General features: G+C 69.2%; 20 protein-coding genes. 9 read left to right on the forward strand and 11 right to left on the reverse strand.

Annotation, left to right across the window (positions count from 1 at the left end; genetic code table 11):
• Window positions 1–31 precede the first annotated feature (31 nt).
• The 3 genes from ESP51_RS12020 to merB all read right to left on the reverse strand — a co-directional run bounded on the left by ESP51_RS12020 (window position 32) and on the right by merB (window position 5,957).
• Window positions 32–4,402, reverse strand: a complete 4,371-nt coding sequence (locus ESP51_RS12020; protein ID WP_129521142.1) for a DUF11 domain-containing protein — start codon at window positions 4,400–4,402, stop codon at window positions 32–34.
• A gap of 134 nt (window positions 4,403–4,536) precedes the next feature.
• Window positions 4,537–5,151 (reverse strand): hypothetical protein, encoded by a 615-nt coding sequence (locus ESP51_RS12025; RefSeq protein ID WP_129521143.1) that lies wholly within the window; start codon window positions 5,149–5,151, stop codon window positions 4,537–4,539.
• 134 nt (window positions 5,152–5,285) lie between these two features.
• Window positions 5,286–5,957, reverse strand: coding sequence for an organomercurial lyase (merB, locus tag ESP51_RS12030; protein WP_129521144.1), 672 nt, complete (start codon window positions 5,955–5,957; stop codon window positions 5,286–5,288).
• 108 nt (window positions 5,958–6,065) lie between these two features.
• Here merB and ESP51_RS12035 point away from each other — a divergent pair, with 108 nt between their 5' ends.
• The 4 genes from ESP51_RS12035 to serA all read left to right on the forward strand — a co-directional run bounded on the left by ESP51_RS12035 (window position 6,066) and on the right by serA (window position 9,487).
• Window positions 6,066–6,812 carry a copper homeostasis protein CutC gene (locus ESP51_RS12035; RefSeq protein ID WP_129521145.1) on the forward strand — a complete coding sequence of 249 codons (747 nt, stop codon included), beginning with the start codon at window positions 6,066–6,068 and terminating at the stop codon, window positions 6,810–6,812.
• A gap of 49 nt (window positions 6,813–6,861) precedes the next feature.
• Entirely contained in the window at window positions 6,862–7,350 is a 489-nt protein-coding gene (locus ESP51_RS12040) for a DNA polymerase III subunit gamma/tau (protein ID WP_129521146.1), read from the forward strand.
• The gene (locus ESP51_RS12045) at window positions 7,347–7,748 is read left to right on the forward strand and encodes a hypothetical protein (protein WP_129521147.1); all 402 of its coding nucleotides are present in this window, start codon (window positions 7,347–7,349) and stop codon (window positions 7,746–7,748) included. Before ESP51_RS12040 ends, ESP51_RS12045 begins: the two co-directional genes overlap by 4 nt.
• Before the next feature lie 149 nt (window positions 7,749–7,897).
• On the forward strand, window positions 7,898–9,487 hold the full coding sequence (gene serA / locus ESP51_RS12050) for a phosphoglycerate dehydrogenase (protein WP_129521148.1): 1,590 nt from the start codon (window positions 7,898–7,900) through the stop codon (window positions 9,485–9,487).
• On the opposite strand, the gene ESP51_RS12055 is transcribed toward serA, so the two are convergent.
• The gene (locus ESP51_RS12055; RefSeq protein ID WP_129521149.1) at window positions 9,477–10,049 is read right to left on the reverse strand and encodes a TetR/AcrR family transcriptional regulator; all 573 of its coding nucleotides are present in this window, start codon (window positions 10,047–10,049) and stop codon (window positions 9,477–9,479) included. The two genes, serA and ESP51_RS12055, sit on opposite strands and share 11 nt — an antisense overlap.
• 78 nt (window positions 10,050–10,127) lie before the next feature.
• Between ESP51_RS12055 and ESP51_RS12060 the strand changes: the two genes are divergently transcribed.
• A complete protein-coding gene (locus tag ESP51_RS12060) occupies window positions 10,128–11,732 on the forward strand; it encodes an MFS transporter (protein WP_129521150.1) in 1,605 nt (534 codons plus the stop codon).
• Window positions 11,733–11,810: 78 nt separating this feature from the next.
• On the opposite strand, the gene ESP51_RS12065 is transcribed toward ESP51_RS12060, so the two are convergent.
• Entirely contained in the window at window positions 11,811–12,074 is a 264-nt protein-coding gene (locus ESP51_RS12065) for a DUF6458 family protein (RefSeq protein WP_129521151.1), read from the reverse strand.
• 138 nt (window positions 12,075–12,212) lie between these two features.
• Between ESP51_RS12065 and ESP51_RS12070 the strand changes: the two genes are divergently transcribed.
• From ESP51_RS12070 to ESP51_RS12085, 4 genes are read left to right on the forward strand one after another with little or no spacing between them, the layout of a single operon-like run.
• Window positions 12,213–13,271: a 3-isopropylmalate dehydrogenase gene (locus ESP51_RS12070; protein WP_129521152.1), complete on the forward strand. Its 1,059-nt coding sequence runs from the start codon at window positions 12,213–12,215 to the stop codon at window positions 13,269–13,271.
• A 29-nt stretch (window positions 13,272–13,300) separates the two neighbouring features.
• On the forward strand, window positions 13,301–14,416 hold the full coding sequence (locus ESP51_RS12075) for a branched-chain amino acid aminotransferase (RefSeq protein ID WP_129521153.1): 1,116 nt from the start codon (window positions 13,301–13,303) through the stop codon (window positions 14,414–14,416).
• The gene (locus tag ESP51_RS12080) at window positions 14,413–14,871 is read left to right on the forward strand and encodes a GNAT family acetyltransferase (protein WP_241843135.1); all 459 of its coding nucleotides are present in this window, start codon (window positions 14,413–14,415) and stop codon (window positions 14,869–14,871) included. The genes ESP51_RS12075 and ESP51_RS12080 overlap by 4 nt, the downstream gene beginning before the upstream one ends.
• A 4-nt stretch (window positions 14,872–14,875) precedes the next feature.
• Complete coding sequence (locus tag ESP51_RS12085) at window positions 14,876–15,652, forward strand: fumarylacetoacetate hydrolase family protein (RefSeq protein WP_129521154.1); 777 nt, start codon at window positions 14,876–14,878, stop codon at window positions 15,650–15,652.
• A 35-nt stretch (window positions 15,653–15,687) separates the two neighbouring features.
• Here the strand turns inward: ESP51_RS12085 and ESP51_RS12090 are convergent, their stop codons facing one another.
• The 6 genes from ESP51_RS12090 to ESP51_RS21075 form a co-directional block, all read right to left on the reverse strand.
• Window positions 15,688–17,073: an FAD-binding oxidoreductase gene (locus ESP51_RS12090; RefSeq protein ID WP_129521155.1), complete on the reverse strand. Its 1,386-nt coding sequence runs from the start codon at window positions 17,071–17,073 to the stop codon at window positions 15,688–15,690.
• A 243-nt stretch (window positions 17,074–17,316) separates the two neighbouring features.
• Window positions 17,317–18,162: a LacI family DNA-binding transcriptional regulator gene (locus ESP51_RS12095; protein WP_129521156.1), complete on the reverse strand. Its 846-nt coding sequence runs from the start codon at window positions 18,160–18,162 to the stop codon at window positions 17,317–17,319.
• Window positions 18,146–20,620 (reverse strand): glycoside hydrolase family 2 protein, encoded by a 2,475-nt coding sequence (locus ESP51_RS12100; protein WP_129521157.1) that lies wholly within the window; start codon window positions 20,618–20,620, stop codon window positions 18,146–18,148. The genes ESP51_RS12095 and ESP51_RS12100 overlap by 17 nt, the downstream gene beginning before the upstream one ends.
• Window positions 20,617–21,408 (reverse strand): ABC transporter ATP-binding protein, encoded by a 792-nt coding sequence (locus tag ESP51_RS12105; RefSeq protein WP_129521158.1) that lies wholly within the window; start codon window positions 21,406–21,408, stop codon window positions 20,617–20,619. Before ESP51_RS12105 ends, ESP51_RS12100 begins: the two co-directional genes overlap by 4 nt.
• On the reverse strand, window positions 21,405–22,265 hold the full coding sequence (locus ESP51_RS12110; protein WP_241843136.1) for an ABC transporter ATP-binding protein: 861 nt from the start codon (window positions 22,263–22,265) through the stop codon (window positions 21,405–21,407). The genes ESP51_RS12105 and ESP51_RS12110 overlap by 4 nt, the downstream gene beginning before the upstream one ends.
• The gene (locus ESP51_RS21075) at window positions 22,262–23,221 is read right to left on the reverse strand and encodes an ABC transporter permease (protein ID WP_241843137.1); all 960 of its coding nucleotides are present in this window, start codon (window positions 23,219–23,221) and stop codon (window positions 22,262–22,264) included. Before ESP51_RS21075 ends, ESP51_RS12110 begins: the two co-directional genes overlap by 4 nt.
• Window positions 23,222–23,224 lie beyond the last annotated feature (3 nt).

Raw genomic sequence — 23,224 nt, forward strand, 5'->3', positions numbered from 1 at the left:
GCATCCGGAGCGGGCCGTTCCGTTCGCTGGACTACCCCTTGCCGCCCTTGCCGGTGCCGCCCTTCATGACGAGGGAAGCGCTGTCGGTGTTGTTGTCGGCATCGGGATCGAAGGTCGAGCTCGTGACTGACGACGCGTTCAAGATCGTCCCCACGCTGCCGCTCGCCTGAGCCTCGATGACGAATTGCACCGTCGCGCCCGCCGGAAGCTCATCGGCCGTGCAGGTCACGACATGCGCGGGCTTGTCGTAGGTGCACTGCGGCGAGATGTACTGGACGACGAGCTTCTTCGCGGTGAGCGGCAGCACGTCGGTCACCACGATGTCCTGGGCATCCGACGGACCGCCGGTACCGCAGGTCGGCGTCGGGGTCGACTGGGCGTCCGACTCGCATCCCGTGTCGTTGTGCACCGTCAAGGTGTAGACGATCATCGGGGCCGGGTTGCCCGAGCGCTGCACCGCGGTCTTGTCGATCCAGATCTCGGCCGCGGTGTCGACGTTCGTCGATTCGGTGACGGTGTTGTCGGAGAGGTCGGGATCCGGGGTCGACGAAGTCACCGTCGCGGTGTTCTCGAGCGCCGCGTCCGGCGGCAACGACGGGTCGACCGTGACGGTGAGGTAGATCGTCACCGATGCCCTCGGCGCCATCGAGCCGAGGTCGCAGATCACGGTGCCGGGCTGCACGAGCGCACACACGGTGGCGCCGTTGCCGTCGACTCCCTCGACGAAGGTGGTGCCGTCGGGAAGCTCATCCGAGATCTCGACCTCGTTCGCCGTCGACGGGCCGCTGTTCGTCACGTTGATCGTGTAGGTGAGTTCGTCACCCGCGAGCACCGGGTCGGGCGAGTCCGACTTCGTGATCGACAGGTCGGCCGAGCCCGTCACGTCGGTGACGATCGTGTCGAGGTTGTCGGAGAGATCGTTGTCGAACGTCGAGCTCGTGACCCGCGCGTCGTCGTGGAGCGCTCCGACGAAGTCGGGCAGCACGTGCACCTGCACCGTCATCGTCCGCGCATCCCCGGGAGCGAGGTTGCCGAAGGAGCAGACGCTGGGCAGCGCGGCATCACCGGGCACGCCCGTATTGCAGGTGGCGCCGCCGGAGCCGCTCACGGAGAGGATCTGCGCCCCGGTCGACAGGACATCGGTGACGACCACGCCCTGCGCGGTCGACGGGCCGTCGTTCACGATCGAGAGCGTGTACGTGATGTCCGTTCCCGCCGTGGCGGTCGCCGGGCCGGTCTTGTCGACCGACAGGTCGGCGACGGCCATCACGCTCAGCGAGCCCTCGGCCTGGTTGTTCGACTGGTCGGCGTCAGGTGTCGGCGAGGTCACCGTGACGACATCGTTGATGTCGACGTCCTCGTTCGCCGATACCTGGACGGCGATGGTGGCCCGCCCGGTCGCGGTGGGCGACGCCGCGGCAAGGTCGCCGAGCTGACACGTGACCACGCCGCCGACGGGTGCACCGCAGGTTCCCTGGCTCGGGGTGATGGTGCCGAACGTGAACGCTCCGTCGCTGAGGTTGGCATCGGTCACGACGATGTCGCGGGCCGACGACGGGCCGAGGTTGTCGACGAAGATCGTGCACGTACCGGTCTCTCCGGCGGGCAGCTCGTCGTCGGGCTTGCACACCTTTGTCACCTTCAGGTCGCTGCGCTCCTGCACGAAGGTGCGCTGCACGAACGTGTTGTTCGCCAGGTTGCCGTCGACGCTCGCGCCCGAGACGGATACGAGGTTCTCGATGAGCAGGGTGCCGTCGTCCTCATCGACGACCGTGTCGGAGAGGACCCGCGTCTTGATGACGAACGAGCGGCTGTCGCCCGCAGGGATGTCGCCCACGGCGCACGTGAGCCGGTGCTCGAGCGGGTCGTAGGTGCATCCGCCGTCGTCGGACAGGTACGTCACCTCTTCTGGCAGGTCGTCGACGACGATCACCCCTGCGGAGGCATCCGGACCGTCGTTCGTCACGGTCACCGTGTAGAACAGCTCCTCGCCGGCGATGACCGGATCGGGGGAGTCGGTCTTCGTGACGCGCACGTCGGCGATCGGGATGACATCCTCGATGTCCTCGACGAGCCAGGTGCCGCGACCCATCGTGCCGACGAGCAGCACGTCGTCGGCCGCGTCGACGTGGAGATCGAACGCGATCGTGTTGGGGAGCGAGGAGCCGAGTTCCGCCCAGACGCCCAGGTTCTGCGTCTGGCTCACGAAGACGCCCGAATCGGTGCCCGCGAGGAGTGCGAGCACGTTCGTCCCGGGAACCGGCACGATCTCGAGCGAGCGCACGTTCGCAGCTGGAGCGAGCGTGCCGAGGTTGCCGGTCACGTCCGTGAAGGTGCCTCCGGCATCGACGGTGCGGAACACCTGCGTGCCCGACGAGACGAACGCGTCGGCCCAGTTCTCGGGGTTGAGGATGATGTCGGACGCCGCGCCGTTCGTCCAGCCGGCCACTTGGGCGGGCGCGCCGGCGCCGCCGCTGCGCAGGAACAGCCGGCCGCCCGTGTCGCCGAACCACAGCACACCCGCGTTGTCGGCCCCGCCCGCGCGGCCGCCGTATGCGATGGCACGCGTCGTGGCGGTGTTCGCGCCGAGCGAGTTGACGATGATGTTGAGGTTGTCGAGCGAGTCGGTCGACTCGTAGACGCGGTTCGACGTGACGATGAACCGCGTCGGATCGATCGCGTTGATGGCGAGCGGCGTGTACAGGGGCAGCGTCGAGTTGCCCCCGACGACCTCGAAGTTCTGGATCGTTTGGCCCTGTCCGACGACATTGAAGCCCGGCGCGGAGTTCGCGCACACATTCGCCGCCGTGCAGGTGCGCCGGAGGAAGGAGCCGGCGCCGAAGCTGTTCGAGCTGCTGAAGCGGATGGAGTTCGCGCCCGCGTCATTGACGGCGACGAAGCCGCCGTCACCGGCGCTCAGCGTGGTCCAGCTCGCGCTGCCGGTCGCGGACTGCTCTGGCGCGCCCGTGTCCTGGTCACCGCAGAGGATGATGTCGCCGACGCTGTCGTAGTCGCAGGAATGGTGTTCGCCGATCTGGAGGTTGCCGTTGATCGACTGCCAGGCGCCGTTCGTGGTCGTCGGGTCGGTCTGGCGGTAGACACCGCCGTCGTCGCCTTCGAGGATGTCGCCGTTCGCGTCGAAGACCATCTCACGCGAGTCGGCGTGCGGCGAGCTGTTGTTCGCCGTGCCGTTGTGCGTGAGCGACGTGCACTGCGTGTTCGCGGCGAGGGCCGAGTCGCACCGGAACAGCCGGCCGCTGAACGTGTTCGCCCCGACGGCATTCGGGAAGCCGTTGTTGTTCGGCTGGCGGTCGCCGCCGACGTACACGAGGGTCGGGTCGGCGGAGTCGGCGAGCATCGAGAAGTGCACGGCACCTTGGCTGCCCGGCTTCTCTCGCGGCTGGAGGCCCACGATCGTGCCGCCCTCGTTCGTCACGGGCGTGTCGAGCTGGGTCCAGTTGGCGCCTTGGTCGGGTGAACGCCAGAGGCCGTTGAGCTGGCCGCTGTTGATGACGCCGGCGTAGACGACGTTGTTGCCTGCACTGTTGTGCACCGTGAACTCGAGGTTGTTGGTCGTCGCATTGTTGATGCCGGTGACCTGGTTGGTGACGTTCTGCCAGTTGAGGCCGGTGTCGGTGCTGCGGAAGATTCCCTGCTGGGTTCCGGCGTAGAGCACGGCGTTGTTCGAGCGGTCGCCGACGAGGTCGAAGACGCCGATGTTCGGAAGCCCGCTCGTGCCGTTGCCCGAGAGACGCACGAAGTTGGCGCCGCCGTCGGTGCTCCGGTAGATGCCGCCCTGGCCGGCGCCGTTCGCGTTGCTGTTGCCGTTGGAGGCGACGACGATGGTGGCGCCGCGGGGTGCGACGCCCGAGATGCTCTCACCGGCGAGTTGCGCCGCGCCGAGCGGCGTCCACGTCGTTCCGGCGTCGGCCGTGCGCAGCAGGCCGTTGAGCGGCCCTGAGATGCGCCCGAAGGAGCTCACCCGGCCGATGCCCGCGAGGAGGACGGTGTTCGTCGCGACCGTCGGGTCGAGTTCGAGCGCGCCGATCGACAAACTCGACTGCTGATCGGTCAGCGGCGTCCACGTGGGTGACGCGGCGGTGGCGTTGAACGTGCGCCAGACGCCGCCGTTGACCGTGCCGATCCAGGCGATGTTCGGGTCGCTCGGATGCGCGACGACCGTCTGCACCGCGCCGGACACCTCGTCGTTCGGCGTGACCGATTCGACCTGGCCGCCGGTGATCGGTCCGGGCCCTTGGGCCACGTAGTCGGCGTCGATCGTCGCGGCCTCCGCAGGAAAGGCGAACAATGTCACCCCGGCGAACGCGAATGCCGCGATGACCGCGGCCAGCTTCTGCGAGCGCGATCCCCGTGCCGGGCGCGCGACAAATCGTTCGGTCATGACCAACCCCCTCGGCGCGCTCGGGGACGTTCCCCCCATCCCACATCGAACGCGCTCGACACCGCAGATATTGGCCCTGCGCCCCGCATCTGTCCAGACCCGGATGGACGATGGGCCACCCCCCATTCAGAGGGTCACCAGGGCTGCGGCGCGCTCTTCTCCGACACGTCGAGCTGCACGAGCGAGGTCTCCCGGCCGCCGAGGACCTGCTGTTGCACGACACCGTCGATCGTGTACGTCGACTCTCTCTCCCAATCACCGCAGGTCGGTGTGGGTAGGCTGCCCTCCACACAGCTCAGCCTCCTGCCGCCCTCGGCGAGGGCGATCGCCTGGCCCACGTCGGCGGCGATGAGCGTGCGCCGCTCGGGATCGGCGAGGTAGCCGAACAGCACGCAGTCGGTGTTCGCGCTTCCGGGCGGCGGGCACTCGGCGATGAAGAACACGCTGCCGGTCACGCGCACGGGCTGCCCGATGAACGTCGCAGGATCCTCGAGGAGCTCGTCGAACGTGACCTCGTGCGCGGCCCCGTCGCCGTCGCCGCCGTTGTCGTTGTCGCCCATCCCGTTCGCCTCAGTCGGGCTCGCCGAGGAGCTGCCACCCGGCGAGCGAGAATCGGCGCCGCATCCGGCGACCGCGGTCACGAGGATCAGCGCACCTGCGAGCGCTGCACGCACTCTGCCGCCGCGACGACGGGGCGCCGCGACGGGGGAGTCGCCGCGCGAACGCATCCCGCATGCATCGACGTCCATGCGAACATGTTGCGCCCACCACCGGGTCGCGTCAATGCGCGTCGGAACGCGCGACGGCGAGGTCGCTCGCTAAGCGACACCGTTCATCACTCCGCGCAGCGGGGTCGGCTTCGGCCGGCCCCGCCGTTCGTGCTTCAGGGCGCGTTGCCCCAGAACGGCCCGATGAGGCCGACGCTCGCGAAATACTCCGCCGCCTCCTTGGGCTCCCGGCGTCGATACGGGGTTCCGAGACGACCGGTATACCAGTTCGACGCCAGCCTCCAGAGCGTGGCGAGGTCGAACACGGCACCTCGTTCGTTGCCCGTGTCCGTGAGCCAACGGTCGACGCAGGACTCGTCGCAGAAGATGCGCTGGTTCTCGCAGGCGTGCACGACGTCATCCCAGACGTGCGCCATCGGTGTGAGGAAATGGGCGACCTGCGTTCCCACCGGAGGCCCGTCGCGGGTCACCGTCCACGAGTGGGCCGTGCCGCAAGCGGGGCAAGTCGTCGCGACGAGCGCCGCCGGCTCGTCGGGCACGAGGTTCGGGATGGCGAAGGCGTCCCAGGCGCATCCGCCCCACCAGAGTGTTCGATCGCCCATCACCGAGAATGCGAAGTTGCGGGTCGCGAACGGGTGGGCGAGGACGATCTCGTGCTCGTCGCCGAACACGAGATGCCTGGCTGCGGCGAGCTCATCCATCGCTTCATCGAGCTCCGAGTCGGAGAGGCCCGTCTCCTCGGCCAGCGTCGTCGCGGACGGAAGGCGCCCGGTGGCGGCGAGGGCGGAGTAGATGGCAAGACGAACTCGCTCGTTGCGGTCGGTCATGAGACAAGTGTGCTCCGCGCGATGCGGACGGCATAGAGCTTCTTCGTGAGGGGTGAATGGGGTCGAGTGGCGTGTATCGCGGCGGCGCCGAGCCGGTAGCTTGGCAAGATGTCAGGATTCCTTCCCGTCGAGATCGCCGTCCAGGATGCCGCGGGTGTCCGCATCGCCCTCAACGGCGGCGCCGCCCGCGTCGAGCTCTGCCAGGCGCTCGGGATGGGCGGGCTGACGCCGTCGGCGGGGCTCGTCGAGGCCGCCGTTGAGCTTGCGCGCGCGGCATCCGCAGCGTCGTTCGTTCACGTGCTCGTGCGCCCGCGCGGTGGGGGGTTCGTGTACGACCGCGACGAGGTCGAGACGATCGTGCGCGACATCCGCTCGGCCCGGTCGCTCGGTGCCGACGGCGTGGTCGTCGGTGCGCTGACGGATGCCGGTGCGCTCGACCTCGCCGCGATCGCCCTGTTCCTCGATGCCGCCGACGGACTCGACGTCACGCTGCACCGGGCGGTCGACGCCGCGACGGACCCGCTCGCCGCCGTCGCGGCGCTCGCCGGAGCTGGCGTGCGTCGCGTCCTCACCTCCGGGGGTGCGGCCGATTGCCGTGCCGGCCTGCCGACGCTCGCGCGAATGGCGTCGGAGGTTCGCGGCACCGTCGAGGTGATGGCGGGCGGCGGCGTCGGCGTCGGCGACATCGGCGCGCTTGCGGCGATCGGCGTCGACGCGGTGCACCTGTCAGCTCGTCGCCACGACGAACGAGGCGGACCGAGCGGACCGGGCGGCGGCGAGATCGGCTTCGACGCCACCGACGCAGACCTCGTGCACGCGGCCGTCGGTGCGGCTCAGGCCTCGGCGCGTGCGTGAGCGAGGCTGCTCTCGAAGCCGGTGCCTGCCGAATGGCTAGGCTGAGGACATGACCCGCGACTCCGACGACGACGCCCTTCGGTGGGAGGGCGACGACGATCCGACGCTCGCTCCGGGCTGGAAGACGATCGGCAGTCCCGTGGCTCCCACCGGACCGAACGCACCGGCATCAGACGGCGACGACAGCGCTGCGGCGTCCGACTCCTCGACGACATCTTCGACAGGCCGAGCGGATGCCGCGTCGCCGACGGGATCGGTCGAACTCGTCGTGCTCGGGGTGCTCGGCGGCGTGTACCTGCTGTACGCCGTCGGCTGGATCATCGTGGCCACGCGGCTCTCGACCGGGTCGGTCGATCCCGTGGCACAGTTCATGTTCGGGCTCGGCGGCTGGCTGGCGGTGCTCGCGGTTCCCCTGTGGTTCGGGATCACGCTCTGGCTGTCGCGCGGGCGCTCTCGCGTGAGGATCCTCTGGCTCGTCGCCGGAGCGATCGTGCTCGTGCCGTTGCCGTTCCTGCTCGGAACCGGGGTCACCGCATGAGCGCCGGAGCAGGGGAGGAGCCGGTGCGCCACGAGCGCGCCGTCGGCGGCGCGTCGACGACGCGGTCACGGGTGTCTGGCACGCCGCTCTGGCTCGCCGTCACCCTCGCCGTGCTCTTCGGCCTCTTCTACGCCTACGACGTGTGGGAGGCGCTCGGCAACCTCATCGGCATGTCGACGCTCGCTGCTCACCTCGAGGCCGGCATCAACGGCTTCGGCTGGTTCCTCCTCGTGCTCGCCATCGTGCTTCCGCTCGCCCTGTTCGCGGCCGCGTTCGCTTTCGGACGCCGTCGCGGCCCGCTCGTGCAGATCGCGTTCTATGCGGTCGGGCTCGGTGTGTCGGCCGCCCTGAGCATGGACATCATCGCCGCGTTCACCCGCTGGGTGCCGCTCGCCTGACCGTCGTGCCGCCTCATCGCGGCGCCCGGCGGTGTCTCCCGCCGTCATGAAGTCGGAGCGCTCTGGCGGGCTCGGCTAGAGTTTCACGTGATTGCGTCAGCGATTGCGACGCTCGTCATCCCCCCTCTGGCCAAAGGAATCGATTCGTCGTGTCAAAGCCGGTCGTGCTGATCGCAGAAGAACTCTCACCCGCCACCGTCGATGCGCTGGGGCCCGACTTCGACGTTCGCAACGTCGACGGCACCGATCGTCCGGCGCTGCTCGCGGCGCTCGCCGACGCGAACGCGATCCTCGTGCGTTCCGCGACGAAGGTCGACGCCGAGGCGATCGCCGCCGCGCCGAAGCTCAAGGTCATCGCACGCGCGGGAGTCGGCCTCGACAACGTCGACATCAAGGCGGCGACGACCGCCGGGGTCATGGTCGTGAACGCGCCGACGTCGAACATCATCTCGGCGGCCGAGCTCACCGTCGGACACATCCTGAGCCTCGCCCGCCATATTCCGGCGGCGCACGCGGCGCTCGCGCAGGGCGAGTGGAAGCGCTCGCACTACACGGGCGTCGAGCTCTACGAGAAGACCATCGGCATCATCGGCCTCGGTCGCATCGGCGCCCTCATCGCCGCCCGGCTCCAGGCGTTCGGCACCGAGGTCATCGCCTACGACCCGTACATCACGGCCGCGCGCGCCCAGCAGCTCGGGGTGCAGACCGTGAGCCTCGACGAGCTCCTCGAGCGAAGCGACTTCATCACGATCCACATGCCGAAGACACCCGAGACCACAGGCATGATCAGCACCGAGCAGTTCGAGAAGATGAAGCCCACGGCGTTCCTCGTGAACGTCGCCCGTGGCGGGCTCATCGATGAAGACGCGCTCTACGAGGCGCTCGTCGCTCGCCGCATCGCCGGCGCCGGCCTCGACGTCTTCGTCTCGGAGCCGCCGCGCGAGTCGCCGCTGCTGTCGCTGCCGAACGTCATCGTCACGCCGCACCTCGGCGCCTCGACCGACGAGGCGCAGGAGAAGGCGGGCGTGTCGGTAGCGAAGTCGGTGCGCCTGGCGCTCGCCGGCGAGCTGGTGCCCGATGCGGTGAACGTCGCCGGCGGCGTCATCGATCCATACGTGCGTCCCGGCATCCCGCTCGTCGAGAAGCTCGGCCAGCTCTTCGCCGGTCTGGCGGATGCCGCGCTCACCAGCGTCGACGTCGAGGTGCGCGGTGAGCTCGTCGACTACGACGTCAGCGTGTTCAAGCTCGCGGCCCTGAAGGGCATCTTCACGAAGATCGTCAGCGAGACGGTTTCGTACGTCAATGCCCCGTTGCTCGCCGAGCAACGCGGCGTCACGGTTCGCCTGATCACCGAGGCGGAGTCGCCCGAGTACCGCAACGTCATCACGATCGCGGGTGCGCTCGCCGACGGCCGTCAGCTCTCGGTCTCGGGCACACTCACCGGCACGAAGCAGATCGAGAAGCTCGTGGGCGTGAACGGGTACGAGATCGAGGTGCCGATCGCGTCGACGCACATCATCATGGAGTACACCGATCGTCCCGGCATCGTGGCGATCTACGGCCGTGAGTTCGGCGACGCCGGCATCAACATCGCGGGCATGCAGATCGCGCGTCGCGAGGCGGGCGGCGAGGCGCTCAGCGTGCTCACCGTCGACTCGCCGGTGCCCACCGAGGTGCTCGAGCGAGTGCGCGAGGCCATCGCGGCCGACGTGCTCGTCGAGATCGACATCACGGAGTAGGCGCCCGAGGCGGCTCGGCGGCGAGACGCTCGAGCAGCGCGATGAGCGAGTCCATCTCCGCAGCGCGGGGCGCGTCGACGCCGGTCTCCGCGTCGTCGCCGTGCAACGCGGAGTCGTAGTAGAGCCCGTCGCCGATGAGGGTGATCGCGAGGGCGACCGTGGGGTCGGAGACGTGGCGGCGCACGGCGCCGAGCCAGCGCTGGCGCACGGCCCTGATCACGCGGACAGCGGGTACGCTGCCCGCTTGGGCGAGTCGCGCCGCGGCGACGCCGGCGCGGTCGAGCGGATGGCCGACGGCGACGGCACTGCGCACGTAGTAGGCGACGGCGCCCTCAGGGGCACGCTCGAGCTGCTCGATGTCGGCGTCGACGAGTTCGCGGAAGCGCGCGAGCACCGCGTCGACGAGCGCCTCGCGCGACGAGAAGTGGTAGAGCAGCCCGCCCTTCGACACGCCGGCCGCACGGGCCGTGGCGTCGAGGGTCGCGGCACGCTCGCCGCCGTCGATCAGGATGCGCTCGAACGCATCGAGCACGGCGTCGCGGGCGGCAGGGGGTCGGCTCATGTGCTCGATCGTAGCGAGCGGCATCGTTCCATGTTTCTGATACTATACCGGCTGGACGGTATAGTAATGGATTCGGAAATGATCAACACGACACGCACTGACACCGGCACCGTCGAGACACCGACGAGGCCCGCCGCCGCGACGGGCAGCACGCCCACGACGGCAGCACCGCGAGCACCGCGGCGCGCGTGGATCGCACTCGCCGTGCTCATGCTCCCCGTGCTGCTCGTGTCAGTCGACAACACGGTGCTGAGCTTCGCGCTGCCCGCCATTGCGCGGGATCTCGCGCCGACGGCCGCCCAGCAGCTCTGGATCATCGACGCGTATCCGCTCGTGCTCGCGGGCCTCCTCGTCGCGATGGGCAGCGCCGGCGATCGCTTCGGGCGCCGTCGACTGCTCCTCATCGGTTCGACGGGCTTTGCGATCGTCTCGATCGCGGCGGCCTTCGCGCCGACCGCAGAGGCGCTCATCGCAGCCCGCGCCGCGCTCGGCTTCTTCGGCGCCATGCTCATGCCGTCGACGCTCTCGCTGCTGCGGGCGGTCTTCACCGATCGTGAACAGCGGCGGCTCGCGATCGCGATCTGGGCGTCGGGATTCGCGGCGGGCAGCGCGCTCGGGCCGCTCGTCGGCGGCATCCTGCTCGAGCACTTCGCGTGGGGCTCGGTGTTCCTCCTCGCCGTGCCGGTGCTCGTGCCCCTGCTCGTGCTCGTGCCGCTGCTGATCCCCGAGAGCCGCGACCCCGCTCCCGGCCGCATCGACGTCGTCAGCACCGTGCTCTCGCTCGCGGCGATGGGGCCGGTCGTCTACGGCATCAAGTCGCTCGCGACCGAGGGAATCGGCGGCTTCGGCGTGCCGGCGATCGTGATCGGCCTCGCCTGCGCGGCGTGGTTCGTGCGGCGGCAGTTGCGCAGCGACTCGCCGATGCTCGACGTGCGGCTGTTCCGGCAGGGCTCCTTCGGCGGCGCGGTGCTCGTGAACCTCTTCAGCGTCATCGCGCTCGTCGGGTTCCTGTACTTCGTGTCGCAGCACCTGCAGCTCATCGCGGGGCTCACGCCGGTCGCCGCCGGACTCGCGCTCCTGCCGGGTCTCATCGCGATGATCATCGCGGGCCTGGTCGTCGTGCCCATCGCGCGCCGGGTCAGGCCGCGGGTTCTCGTGCCGATCGCACTCGTGCTCTCCGCTGCCGGGTACCTCGTGATCGCCCTCTTCACGAGCGCCGAGTCGAGCGCCCACTCGATCGCACCGATCGTCATCGCCTTCATGCTGCTCGGTGTCGGCATCGGCTCCGCCGAGACCGTCTCGAACGAGCTGATCCTCTCGAGCGCGCCGCCGGCGAAGGCGGGCGCCGCCTCCGCCGTGTCCGAGACCGCGTACGAACTCGGTGCGGTGCTCGGCACCGCCCTGCTCGGCAGCATCCTCGCCGCGCACTTCCGCGCGGGGATCGAACTGCCTGCGGTGCTCACCGGCGAGCAGGCGGATGTCGCGCGAGAGACGCTCGCGGGCGCCGTGACCGTGGCCGAGGGACTCCCGGCTGCCGTCGGCGCCGAGCTCGCGGCATCCGCGGCCCGTGCCTTCGACGGCGGCGTCATGGTGACCTCGCTCATCGGCGTGGCGCTCATGATCGCAGCCGCGGTCGTCGCCGCGGTGGCGCTCAAGAACCCACGTGCGTCCGACGCGGAGTAGAGCGCCCGGGGCGCAGCAGCGAACGGCCGCCCTCAGCACTCCGTGGAGTGCAGGGACGGCCGCTCGACTCAGGACTGCTCAGAGAGCGGTGGGGTCCTCGGGAACCGAGTGCTCGGAGCGCGTGGCCCGGTCACCCGTCGCGGGGTCGACGCTCGTGTGGGAGGTCGCCACCGATCGACGACGACGGGCGAGCAGGATGACGCCGAGAATGACGACGATCACGCCGGCGACCATCAGGATGTAGCCGACCAGCTGAAGGTCGATCCAGTCGACGGTGAGGTTCAGCGCGAACGCGAGGATCGCGCCGATGACGAAGAGTACGATTCCGAGTCCGAGACTCATGGGTGGTTCCTGCTTTCTCTCCGGCGGCCCGTGGGGCCGTGTTTCGATGAGGCGGATACCTCTTCCTGAGGCCGAGTGTATCGATCGGCCGTGCGCGCGGACAGTACGCTGGGAGGGCTGGCGCACGAAGGAGAATTCATGGTAGGCACGGTCAGGCTCGCGGTCATTCCCGGTGATGGGATCGGACCCGAGGTCGTTGGCGAGGCGCTGAAGGCCCTCGCGGCGGTCACCGACGGCAGTGAGGTCTCGTTCCAGCAGACGGAGTTCTCGCTCGGCGCCGCCCGCTACCTCGAGACTGGCGACGTGATGAGCGACGACGACCTGGCCGCCATCGCCGGTCACGATGCGATCCTGCTCGGCGCCGTCGGCGGCGCCCCCGGCGATCCGCGACTCCTCGGCGCGAACATCGAGCGTGGACTCCTGCTCAAGCTCCGATTCGAGCTCGACCACTACGTCAATCTGCGCCCGACGGTGCTGTATCCGGGTGTCACGAGCCCGCTCGCCGCTCCGGGCGACGTCGACTTCCTCCTCGTGCGCGAGGGCACCGAGGGTCCCTACGTCGGCAACGGCGGGGCGATCCGCGTCGGCACGCCGCACGAGGTCGCGAACGAGGTCTCGGTGAACACCGGCTACGGGGTGGAGCGCGTCGTGCGCTACGCCTTCGCCGCGGCATCCGCGAGGCCCCGCAAGCGCCTCACCCTCGTGCACAAGACCAACGTGCTCGTGTTCGCCGGATCGCTGTGGAAGCGCACGGTCGATGCCGTCGCCGTCGAGTTCCCCGACATCACGGTCGACTACCTGCACGTCGACGCGGCGACGATCTTCCTCGTCACGGATCCTGCTAGATTCGATGTCATCGTCACGGACAACCTCTTCGGCGACATCCTCACCGATCTGGCCGGCGCAATCAGCGGCGGCATCGGCCTCGCAGCCTCGGGCAACATCAACCCCGACGGCCGATTCCCCAGCATGTTCGAGCCGGTTCACGGTTCCGCACCCGACATCGCAGGGAAGGGCATCGCCGACCCCACGGCCGCGATCCTCTCCGTCGCGCTGCTCCTCGAGCACCTCGGCCTCACGGAGCAGGCTCAGCGGGTCACGAGGGCGGTCGCCGCCGACATCGCCGAACGCGGCGACGCGAAACGCTCGACCTCCGAAGTCGGCGACGCCGTCGTCGCCCGACTCGGCGCACTGTAGAAGATTCCGAGCACTCGAAGGAAGACACCATGACGATCAATCTCCCGCTCCAGGCCCCCTCCGCATCAGGTCTCATCTGGCAGGTCATCCGCAACGAGTCCTCGCGCAGCGAGGCCGAACGCGACGCGATCCTCGCCGACCCCGGGTTCGGCAACCACTTCACCGACCACATGATCGACCTGTGCTGGTCGGAGAAGGGCGGCTGGCACCGCCCCCGGGTGCAGCCCTACGGCCCCCTCGAGCTCGACCCCGCGGCTGCCGTCTTCCACTACGCGCAAGAGATCTTCGAGGGCATGAAGGCCTACCGCCACGCCGACGGCTCGATCTGGACCTTCCGCCCGTACGAGAACGCCGCGCGCATGCAGCGCTCGGCGCGCCGCATGGCGCTGCCCGAGCTGCCGAGTGAGATCTTCCTCGAGTCGCTCAAGCAGCTCATCGCGGTCGACGCCGCGTGGGTGCCGAGTGCGCCCGAGACGAGCCTCTACCTGCGACCGTTCATGTTCGCGAAAGAGGCGTTCCTCGGCGTGCGTCCCGCGAAGAAGGTCGGCTACTACGTCATCGCGAGCCCGGCCGCGGCATACTTCCCGGGCGGCGTGCAGCCGGTGAGCATCTGGTTGTCGACGAACTACGCGCGCGCCGGCAAGGGCGGCACGGGGGCGGCGAAGACGGGTGGCAACTACGCCTCGAGCCTGCTGCCCCAGGCCGAGGCATCCGCGAAGGGCTGCCAGCAGGTGCTCTTCCTCGACAACGACGGGTACATCGAGGAGCTCGGCGGCATGAACATCGTGTTCGTGCACCGTGACGGCACCTTGGTCACCCCCGAGTCCGACTCGATCCTCGAGGGCATCACGCGCGACTCCGTGCTCCAGCTCGCGGCCGATCGCGGGCACGCCGTCGAGCGTCGCCGCGTCACCATGACGGAGTGGCGCGAGGGCGCGGCATCCGGCGACATCGTCGGCGCCTTCGCGTGCGGCACCGCCGCCGTCGTCGTGCCGATCGGGCGACTCCTCGCCGACGACTTCGAGATCGTGCACTCGGGGGCCGCGTCGAGCGAGCTCGCGCTGTCGCTGCGCGAAGAGCTCACGGGAATCCAGTACGGACGGGTCGAAGACCGTCACGGGTGGTTGACCCGCCTCGACGCGTGACCGCGGCGGTCTCGCCGACCGGCGTGCGCATCCGCGCGTTCGATCGAGCCGACACCGAAGCCGTCGTCGAGCTGTGGCGCGCGGCGGGCCTCGTCGTGCCGTGGAACGACCCGTATCGCGACATCGAGCGCAAGCTCGCCGTGCAGCCCGAGCTCTTCCTCGTGGGGGAGTCGGGCGGCGTCGTCATCGCGACGGCGATGGTCGGACACGACGGCCATCGCGGCTGGGTGAACTACCTCGCGGTCGACGAAACGCGGCGCGGTGAACGACTCGGTGCCCGACTCATGGAGGAGGCCGAGCGGTTGCTCACCGAGCTCGGGTGCCCGAAGCTCAACCTCCAGGTGCGTTCGACGAACGCAGGCGTGATCGAGTTCTATCGCCGTCTCGGCTACCAGGTCGACGAGGTCGCGAGCCTCGGCAAACGACTGATAGCGGATGCCTCGCCGATAGGCTGAACGCATGAAGCTCGCGCGATTCAGTCACGGCGATTCCATCGCATTCGGCGTCGTCGATGAAGAGGAGCACGAGCTCGTCGTGCTGAAGGCCGACCCGATGTTCGCCGGGTTCGAGACCACGGGCGAGCGCGTGCGGCTCGCCGACGCGAAGCTGCTCGCACCCGTGATCCCGCGCTCGAAGATCGTCGCAGTCGGCAGGAACTATCGCGACCATGCCGCCGAGATGGGTGGCGACGCCCCCTCCGAGCCGCTGCTCTTCCTGAAGCCGAACACCTCGGTCATCGGCCCCGACGACACGATCGCGCTGCCCCGGCAGAGCAAGCAGGTCGATCACGAGGGCGAGCTCGCGATCGTCATCGGCCGCATCGCGAAGAACGTCGCCGAAGAAGACGCCGACGCGTTCATCTTCGGCTACACGATCGCGAACGACGTCACCGCGCGCGACCTCCAGCGCAGCGACGGCCAATGGGCGCGCGCGAAGGGCTTCGACACGTTCTGCCCGCTCGGCCCCGTGATCGACACTGAGATCGATCTCGAGCACGGCACGATCGAGACGAGCGTGAACGGCGAGCGCCGCCAGGAAGGGCGCCTGGCCGACATGGTGCACTCGATCCCGGCAATCATCGCCTACGCGTCATCCGTGTTCACGCTGCTCCCGGGCGACGTGATCCTCACCGGCACGCCGGCGGGCGTCGGTCCGATCGTCTCCGGCGACGTCGTCGAGATCACGGTCTCGGGCCTCGGCACGCTCTCGAACCCGGTGCGCACCGCCGAGCTCTGACCCGGCGGGCGCGGGTATCGAGAGAAGACCGCCACTCAGGCGCCGGTCACTGCCGGCGCGATGTTCTGGTTGACGTGGAAGAAGTTGGCGGGATCGTAGTTCGCCTTCACCTCGGCCAGGCGCGCGTAGTTGGCTTGGTAGTTGTCGGCGATGCGCGACTGATCGTCGGCATCCATGAAGTTGATGTATCCACCGGGTTCGGCATACTGGTGCAGCGCCTCCCAGTAGTCGCGCACCCACCGGGTGTTCTGGGCGTTGTCTGCCGGGTCATGCCACTGGCCGGCGATGACGGGCGCGAAATCGACGTTCCGGTAGGCGAAGGCGGTCGCTTCGGGCGCCACCCGCTGCACGGCACCGTCGATCGGGTAGAAGTGATTGGCGGTCTCCACGCTCGGCACCCGGCTGCCGAAGTCGGCGGCGACCCGAAGCGCATCGTCGCTCAACGAGCGAAGGAAGTCCGCCTTCCAATACCCTTGCATCCCTTTCGGCTGGAGCGGATCGAAGAGCGTGTTGAGGGAGGGGTAGGGCAGCTCGCCGAGGAACGAACCGAGCACCGGCGCCGCATCGAGGACCGGCTGCCAGCGCTTCTCGCCCTCGTCGAGAGGCCCCGTCCATGCCCCGACGACCACGCACACGGGCGTGCCGTGCCACTCCTCGGGGAGGAACGGAACGGGCGGCCCCTGATGGAATCCGTAGAAGGCGCCGAACTCCTCCGGCGACCCTGCGATGAAGTCGCGGAAGAACCTCCCGACGCTCTCCCCGTGCTCCGCCGAGTAGATGACCACCCCGCCGTACACGGTATCGACGGGATGCAGCCGGTAGCGAAACGATGTCACGACCCCGAAGTTTCCGCCGCCCCCGCGCAACGCCCAGAACAGGTCGGCGTTCTGACTCTCGTCGGCAGTGAGGAACCCGCCGTCCGCCGTCACGACATCCGCCGAGATGAGGTTGTCGCAGGAGAGGCCGTACTTTCGGGCCAGGTAGCCGATGCCTCCGCCGAGGGTGAGCCCCGCGATTCCGGTCGATCCGATGATCCCGCCCGTCGTGGCGAGGCCGAAGGCATGCGTCGCATGATTGAAGTCCGCCCAGGTCGCGCCCGGCTCGGCGCGAGCGGTACGGGCGGCCGGGTCGACGTGTACGCCGATGCGATCGGCGAAATCGATCACGATCCCGTCGTCGAGGGTGCCGAAACCCGGAGCACTGTGGCCGCCGCCACGGATGGCGAGGTCGAGGCCGTTGTCTCTCGCGAAGTTGACGGTGGCGATGACGTCGGCCACCTGGGACACTCGCACGACGGCCAGGGGCCGTCGATCGATCATCCCGTTGAAGACGGATCGGGCGTCGTCGTAGCCCGGGTCGTCGCTGTCGATGACCCGCCCCCGCACGTTTTCTCGAAGCCCCGCGAGTTCGATCGTGGACATGGGTCCCTCCTTGAAGAGGTCGCGGTGCCGACGCCCTCAGTGTTCGTCGCACCCCCAGCCGCACGACGCCGGGGCATTACACGACTCAGGTCTACGCCGCGGGCGGGCGCTCCGTCAAGCGCTCAGTTGACTGAGAGAAACCGATCGCAGCGGGCGACTCGGTGGAGGTCACGGCCTCGAGCCTCGGCACCCTCTCGAACCCGGTGCGCTCGGCCGAACTCGGGGCCGGCGGCACCGCACGGCTCATGTGGATTCGCGAACGACGAGCCGCGGCGGTTCGGCTCGACCGGTGCGCACGCGGCCATCGGCGATGGTGTCGAGGAGGAGTTCCGTGGCCCCACGGCCGTAGCGGGTGAGATCGTGGGCGAGCGCGGTCACGGTGGGGCTCGCGAGCTGCAAGGCCACAGAATCGTCCCATGCGACGATCGCCATGCGCTCTGGCACCGCTTGCTCGAGCTCCCGGCAGACCTCGAGTCCGGCGAGTGCCATGACGTCGTTGTCGAACAGGATGCCCGATGGGGCGTCGGCGCGCGCGAGGAGCTCCCGGGTCGCGGCAGCCCCGCCGTCGGAGGTGAAATCGGCCTCGACTCGCTCGTGCCGGATGCGGAGCGCCTCGCACGCGCGGGCGAACGCCTCGTCGCGCAACTGCGTGTGCACGTACATCGCGGGGCCTGTCACGCGAGCGAGATGCCGGTGCCCGCGCTCGGCGAAATGGGCGACCACGCGATCGACGATCTCGACGTTGTCGTCGGTGAACGTCGAGAACCCCGGCGCGTCTTCGGCTCGCGCGAGCGCGACCGCCGGCAGCCCGAGTTGCGAGAGTGAGTCCAGACGCGGGTCGGCGGGCGTCAGGTCGGCGACGATGACACCCCGCACGCGTGCCTCTTCGTGCCAGCGCGCGTGCACGCGAACCTCGTCGTCGAGCGACGCCACGACCTTCATGAGCAGTCGGTGCCCGCGGGCCGCGAGAGCCTCCTCAGCACCCGTGATGAACCGCTGCCAGAAGGGTTCCATGGGCACGCGCCGGCGAGGCTGGTGCAGACACAGGCCGACGGATGCCTCCACGTCGGCGCTATGCAATGAGGTCATTCACCGAACATAGCGTCGGGAAGCGGTCGTGTCCCGTGAGCTCGGCACCCCCTGTTCCGGTGACGACGAAGGTATGCGAGTCGCCCGCGGCCAGGGTGACGAGGCCGGAGTCGACGCGCGCGCCGGGCGCGATGCGGTCGGCCTGCAGCACGAGGTCCTTCACGAGCGACGACGCGGTCACGGTCAATCGCGCCGTTTCGCCGTCGCCGTCACCGGTGCTCCATTCGACCGCCAACGCGTCGGCAGACGAACGGAGCTTCAGCTCCGGATCCTCGGAGAAGTACCACAGTGCGTCGGCCACGCCGTCGCCCGCGCGCACGAGCACGAACTCGCCCGCGGCATCCGTCGTCGCTAGCACCTCCGCGCCGAGCGGGAACCGCGCCGACTCGCGCGCCCCGAGCTCGAGCGCGTGCGTCTCGGCGGCCAAGCGGTCGCCGTCGAGCGTCATGCGGGTGACCTGCACCTCACCGCGCCACGGGTCATCGTGGTCATTGTGCGCGACGAGGACCGCCCCGCCGTCGTGCGGCTGCACGGTCAGCAGCCGGTCGCCGTAGACGCGGCGCAAGGCGTGCCACGCGGGCTTGCGGATGCCCGAGAAGTCCACGGCAGCCCACGAGATGACCGGCCACGAGTCGTTCAACTGCCAGACGACCTGGCCCGTGTTGCGCGGGTACAGCGAGCGGAAGTGCTCGATGCCGAAGGCGAGCGCTCGAGCCTGGTTCAGTTGCGTCGCGAAATGCCACTCGTCGACGTCACGCCACTTCGGCAGGTGGGCGCCGAGCCCGCGCTCGAGCTTGACGTTGCCCTGATCGGCCTTCTGGTGCACGAGCATCTGTTCGCCGTAGGGATCGAGCGGCTCGTCGTGCACGGCACCCGTGAGGGTCGTCCAGGCGGGCGGCCCCTGGAAGCCGAACTCCGACGCGAACCTCGGTTCGTGCTCGCGATACGCGGTGTAGTCGCGCTCGTTCCAGACGTCCCAGAGGTGCATGGTGCCGTGCCGCGCGTCGTTCGGGTGGGCGTAGCGCATGAACGAGAACGGGCTGCCGGGGGAGTAGGGGCGGGTCGGATCGAGCTCGGCGACGATCGAGGGCAGCAGCTCGAAGTAGTAGCCCTCGCCCCACGTGCGCCCCTCGAGGCGGCGGCGCCAGTCCCACTCGAGGTATCCCCAGATGTTCTCGTTGCACCCGTTCCAGAGCACGAGGGACGGATGCCGCGACAGCCGGGCCACGTGCTCGCGCGCCTCGGCCTCCACCTCGCCGCGCATCGGCTCCTCCTCGGCGTAGGCGGCGCACGCGAAGAGGAAGTCCTGCCAGACGAGCACCCCGAGCTGATCGCAGATGTCGTAGAAGTCGTCGTGCTCGTACAGGCCGCCGCCCCACACCCGGAGGAGGTTCATGTTGGCCTCGACCGCGTCAGTCACTCGCGAGAGGTAGCGCTCGGGGTCGACGCGCGTGACGAAGGTGTCGTCGGGGATCCAGTTCGCGCCGCGGATGTTGACGACTCGACCGTTCACGATGATGGTGAACGGGGTGCCGAGCTCGTCGGGCGTCGTGTCGAGCTGCACCGAGCGGAAGCCGACGAGTGCCGACCACCGGTCGTCGCCGGCGCTCAGGGTCACTTCGTAGCGCGGTTGCGCGCCGTAGCCGCGCGGCCACCACACGTCGACCTCGCCCGCGTCGACGACGATCCCGACCTCGGTCGTGCCGGCCGAAGCGAGCGCCGTGGCGGTGGCGCCCGCCACCTGGACGGTGATCTCGGTGTCGGCGGCGGATGCGGCATCCGCCCACTCGAGCGAGACGCGTGCGTCGAGCCGGCCGCGCGCACGATCGCCGAGCGGCGCCGAGACCTCGACGAGCGGCCGGACGCCCGCGATGCGCACCCCCGACCAGGAGTCGATGCCGATCGACTTCCAGATACCCGAGGAGGACAGGTCGATGCCCCAGTCCCAGCCGAAGTCGCAGGCCATCTTGCGCATGGCGTTGAAGGGGTGATGGTTGACGTGGGGGCGGGCGCCGAGCAGTTGCTCCTGCTCGTCGGCGAAGTCGAGTGGAGCCCGGAACTCGACCACGAGCTCGTTCTCGCCCTCGACGAGCGCGTCGCGCACGTCGAATCGGTACGAGCGGTGCTGGTTGGCGGTGCGGGCGATGAGCTGCCCGTTGAGCCGGATGGTCGCCGCCGTGTCGAGTCCGAGTGCGACGAGGTCGTGCCGGCCGTGCCCGTCGTCATGCCAGTCGAACACGGTGCGGTACCGCCAGTCGGTGCGACCGATCCACGCGAGCTGGGTCTCGTTGGCGCCGTCGTACGGATCGGGGATGCCGCCCGCGGCCACGAGGTCGAGGTGCACCTGGCCCGGCACTCGCGCCGGGATCTCCGTCGCGAAGGCGTCGGGCGCGGCTCCTGCGGTTGCGGCGAGGAACCAGTCGGCTCCGGCGGCGGAGTCGAGGGAACGGAAACTCATGCGGCACGTCTCTTCTCGGGGTTGGGAGCGGCTTCGGCGAGCAGCTTCGTGTATTCGTGCTTCGGCGACAGGATGACGTCGTCGGCAGGTCCGCGCTCCACGATCTCACCGCGGTACATGACGAGGATCTCGTCGGAGAAATGGCGGGCGGTCGCGAGGTCGTGGGTGATGTAGAGCACCCCGAGGTCCTCCTCGCGCTGCAGCTCGGCGAGGAGGTTCAGCACGCCGAGGCGGATCGAGACGTCGAGCATCGACACCGGCTCGTCGGCGATCAGGATCCGCGGTTGCGGCGCGAGGGCGCGGGCGATCGCGACGCGCTGGCGCTGGCCGCCCGAGAGCTCGTGCGGCTTGCGGCGGGCGATTTCGGGCTCGAGCTGCACGCGCTCGAGCAGGGCTCCGACCCGCTGGGACACCTCGGCTTCTCCGCGCGCCATTCCGTGCAGCACGAGGGGGCGGGCGAGGTGGTGGAAGACGGTGTGATACGGATTCAGCGACGCGAACGGGTCTTGGAAGACCATCTGCACGGCGCTCCGGTAGGCGATGAGGCCGGCACCGCGGCGCCGGATCGGCGAGCCGTCGAGGAGGATCTGCCCGCGCGTCGGCCGCTCGAGTTGCAGGATGAGCTTCGCGATCGTCGACTTGCCGCTTCCCGACTGCCCCACGAGCGCCGTCGTGCGACCGGCCTCGATGCGGAAGTCCACATCGTTCACCGCGGTCAGCGTGCGGCTGCGGAACCCGCCACGGAGGCGGTACTCCTTCGTGACGGAACGGAACTCGAGTGCGCTCATGACGCCACCTCCTGCTTCACGCCGCTGCGCACGAAGTCCCCGCGATCGCCGGTGAGGCTCGGGAACGAGGCGAGCAGTTGCTTCGTGTAGTCGTGCTGCGGGTTCGTGTAGAGCTCGCCGGCGTCGGCGAGCTCGACGATCTCACCGGCTCGCATGACGGCGATGCGATCCGAGATCTCGAGGAGGAGCGGCAGGTCGTGGGTGATGAAGATCACGGCGAACCCGAGCTCGGCGCGGAGTCTCGTGATCTCCCGCAGGATCTCCCGCTGCACGACGACGTCGAGGGCGGTCGTCGGCTCGTCCATGATCATGATCTGCGGGTCGAGCGCCATTGCCATCGCGATCATGACGCGCTGCCGCATGCCGCCCGAGAGCTCGTGCGGGAAGGAGGTGAGCCGCGACGGGTCCACCCCGACGCGCTCGAGCAGCTCGGCGCAGCGACGGCGTCGCTCGCGCTTGGGCAGGTCGGGGCGGTGGGTCGTGAAGATGTCCTCGAGTTGCGCGCGGATCGAGATCACCGGGTTGAGCGAGTTCATCGCCCCCTGGAAGACCATCGAGATCCGGCTCCAGCGGAATGCGCGCAGGTCTTCACCCTCGAGCGAGGCGAGGTCGATCGAGTAGCCCTCCCGGGAGTGGAAGACCGCGTGCCCAGAGGAGATGACCGCCGGTGGCTTCAAGAGCCGATTGACGCCGTAGGCGAGCGTGGTCTTGCCGCACCCGCTCTCGCCGGCGAGGCCCAGGATCTCTCCGCGCCCGAGCGTGAGCGAGACGTTCTTGACGGCGTGCACGGTCGGCTCGCCGAGGTAGTCGATGCTGAGGTCCGAGATCGTGAGCACCGGGTTCTGCTCGTGGTTCACAGTTCGTCCTCCTTCGCGACGCGGCGCAGCTCTGCTCGCGAGAGACCCCAGGCCTTGCGGGTCTGGCGGGTCTGGGCACGCAGCTTCGGGTTGATGATCTCGTCGATCGAGAAGTTGATGAGCGAGAGCGCAGCGCCGAAGAGCGCGATGAGCAGCCCCGGCGGCACGAACCACCACCAGGCGCCGAGACGGAGTGCGAGTCCGTTCTGCGCGTAGTAGAGCATCGTGCCCCACGTGAACGAACCGGAGGCGCCGAGGCCCAGGAAGGAGAGTCCCGCTTCGCCGAGGATCGCGAAGATGACGGCGAAGACCGCTTGTGAGGCGAGCAGGGGCACGAGGTTCGGCAGGATCTCGACGCAGAGGATGCGCCATGGCTTCTCGCCCGACACCCGTGCGGCGGCGACGTAGTCGCGATTGCGCAGGCTGAGCGTGAACCCGCGGAGCACCCTCGCCGACCCGGCCCAGCCGGTGATGGCGAGCACCACCGCGACGAGCAGGAGGCTCTTGTCGGGCACGTAGCTCGAGATGATGATGACGAGCGGAAGCCCCGGGATCACGAGCATGACGTTGCTGATGAGCGAGAACGACTCGTCGACCCAGCCGCCGGCGTAGGCGCCGACGATGCCGAAGAACGCCGAGAGCGCCACGACGAGCACCCCGACGATGAGCCCGATCGTGAGCGAGCCGCGCGTCGCATGGGCCAGCTGGGCGAGTACGTCCTGGCCGGTCTGCGTCGTGCCGAGGGGGAACTCGGCGCTCGGCGCCGACAAGCCGATGTTGTTCACCGTCGACGGGTTGCCGACGAGCAGCGGGCCGACGAGCCCGAAGAGCACGATGAGTGCCGCGATGCCGAGTCCGGCGGCGAGCTTCGGGGTCATCGTGGGCAGCGAGCGCCCGAGCGAGCGCAACCGGTCGGCGCCGCTGACGAGTGCGGGTGCTTCGGTGAGTCCGGTCATGTC

The sequence above is a fragment of the Agromyces albus genome (assembly GCF_004134825.1).
GTDB lineage: Bacteria > Actinomycetota > Actinomycetes > Actinomycetales > Microbacteriaceae > Agromyces > Agromyces albus.

Bases quoted from the DNA above. Each gene is read 5' to 3' on its own strand.
- ESP51_RS12055 (WP_129521149.1), bottom strand. From the start codon at position 10,049: ATGAGCCGACCCCCTGCCGCCCGCGACGCCGTGCTCGATGCGTTCGAG.
- ESP51_RS12045 (WP_129521147.1), top strand. From the start codon at position 7,347: ATGAGCGCCGGAGCAGGGGAGGAGCCGGTGCGCCACGAGCGCGCCGTC.
- ESP51_RS12060 (WP_129521150.1), top strand. From the start codon at position 10,128: ATGATCAACACGACACGCACTGACACCGGCACCGTCGAGACACCGACG.
- ESP51_RS12105 (WP_129521158.1), bottom strand. From the start codon at position 21,408: ATGAGCGCACTCGAGTTCCGTTCCGTCACGAAGGAGTACCGCCTCCGT.
- ESP51_RS12020 (WP_129521142.1), bottom strand. From the start codon at position 4,402: ATGACCGAACGATTTGTCGCGCGCCCGGCACGGGGATCGCGCTCGCAG.
- ESP51_RS12065 (WP_129521151.1), bottom strand. From the start codon at position 12,074: ATGAGTCTCGGACTCGGAATCGTACTCTTCGTCATCGGCGCGATCCTC.
- ESP51_RS12025 (WP_129521143.1), bottom strand. From the start codon at position 5,151: ATGGACGTCGATGCATGCGGGATGCGTTCGCGCGGCGACTCCCCCGTC.
- ESP51_RS12090 (WP_129521155.1), bottom strand. From the start codon at position 17,073: ATGTCCACGATCGAACTCGCGGGGCTTCGAGAAAACGTGCGGGGGCGG.
- ESP51_RS12070 (WP_129521152.1), top strand. From the start codon at position 12,213: ATGGTAGGCACGGTCAGGCTCGCGGTCATTCCCGGTGATGGGATCGGA.
- ESP51_RS12085 (WP_129521154.1), top strand. From the start codon at position 14,876: ATGAAGCTCGCGCGATTCAGTCACGGCGATTCCATCGCATTCGGCGTC.
- ESP51_RS12035 (WP_129521145.1), top strand. From the start codon at position 6,066: ATGTCAGGATTCCTTCCCGTCGAGATCGCCGTCCAGGATGCCGCGGGT.
- ESP51_RS12075 (WP_129521153.1), top strand. From the start codon at position 13,301: ATGACGATCAATCTCCCGCTCCAGGCCCCCTCCGCATCAGGTCTCATC.
- ESP51_RS12100 (WP_129521157.1), bottom strand. From the start codon at position 20,620: ATGAGTTTCCGTTCCCTCGACTCCGCCGCCGGAGCCGACTGGTTCCTC.
- ESP51_RS12095 (WP_129521156.1), bottom strand. From the start codon at position 18,162: ATGACCTCATTGCATAGCGCCGACGTGGAGGCATCCGTCGGCCTGTGT.
- ESP51_RS12040 (WP_129521146.1), top strand. From the start codon at position 6,862: ATGACCCGCGACTCCGACGACGACGCCCTTCGGTGGGAGGGCGACGAC.
- ESP51_RS21075 (WP_241843137.1), bottom strand. From the start codon at position 23,221: ATGACCGGACTCACCGAAGCACCCGCACTCGTCAGCGGCGCCGACCGG.
- merB (WP_129521144.1), bottom strand. From the start codon at position 5,957: ATGACCGACCGCAACGAGCGAGTTCGTCTTGCCATCTACTCCGCCCTC.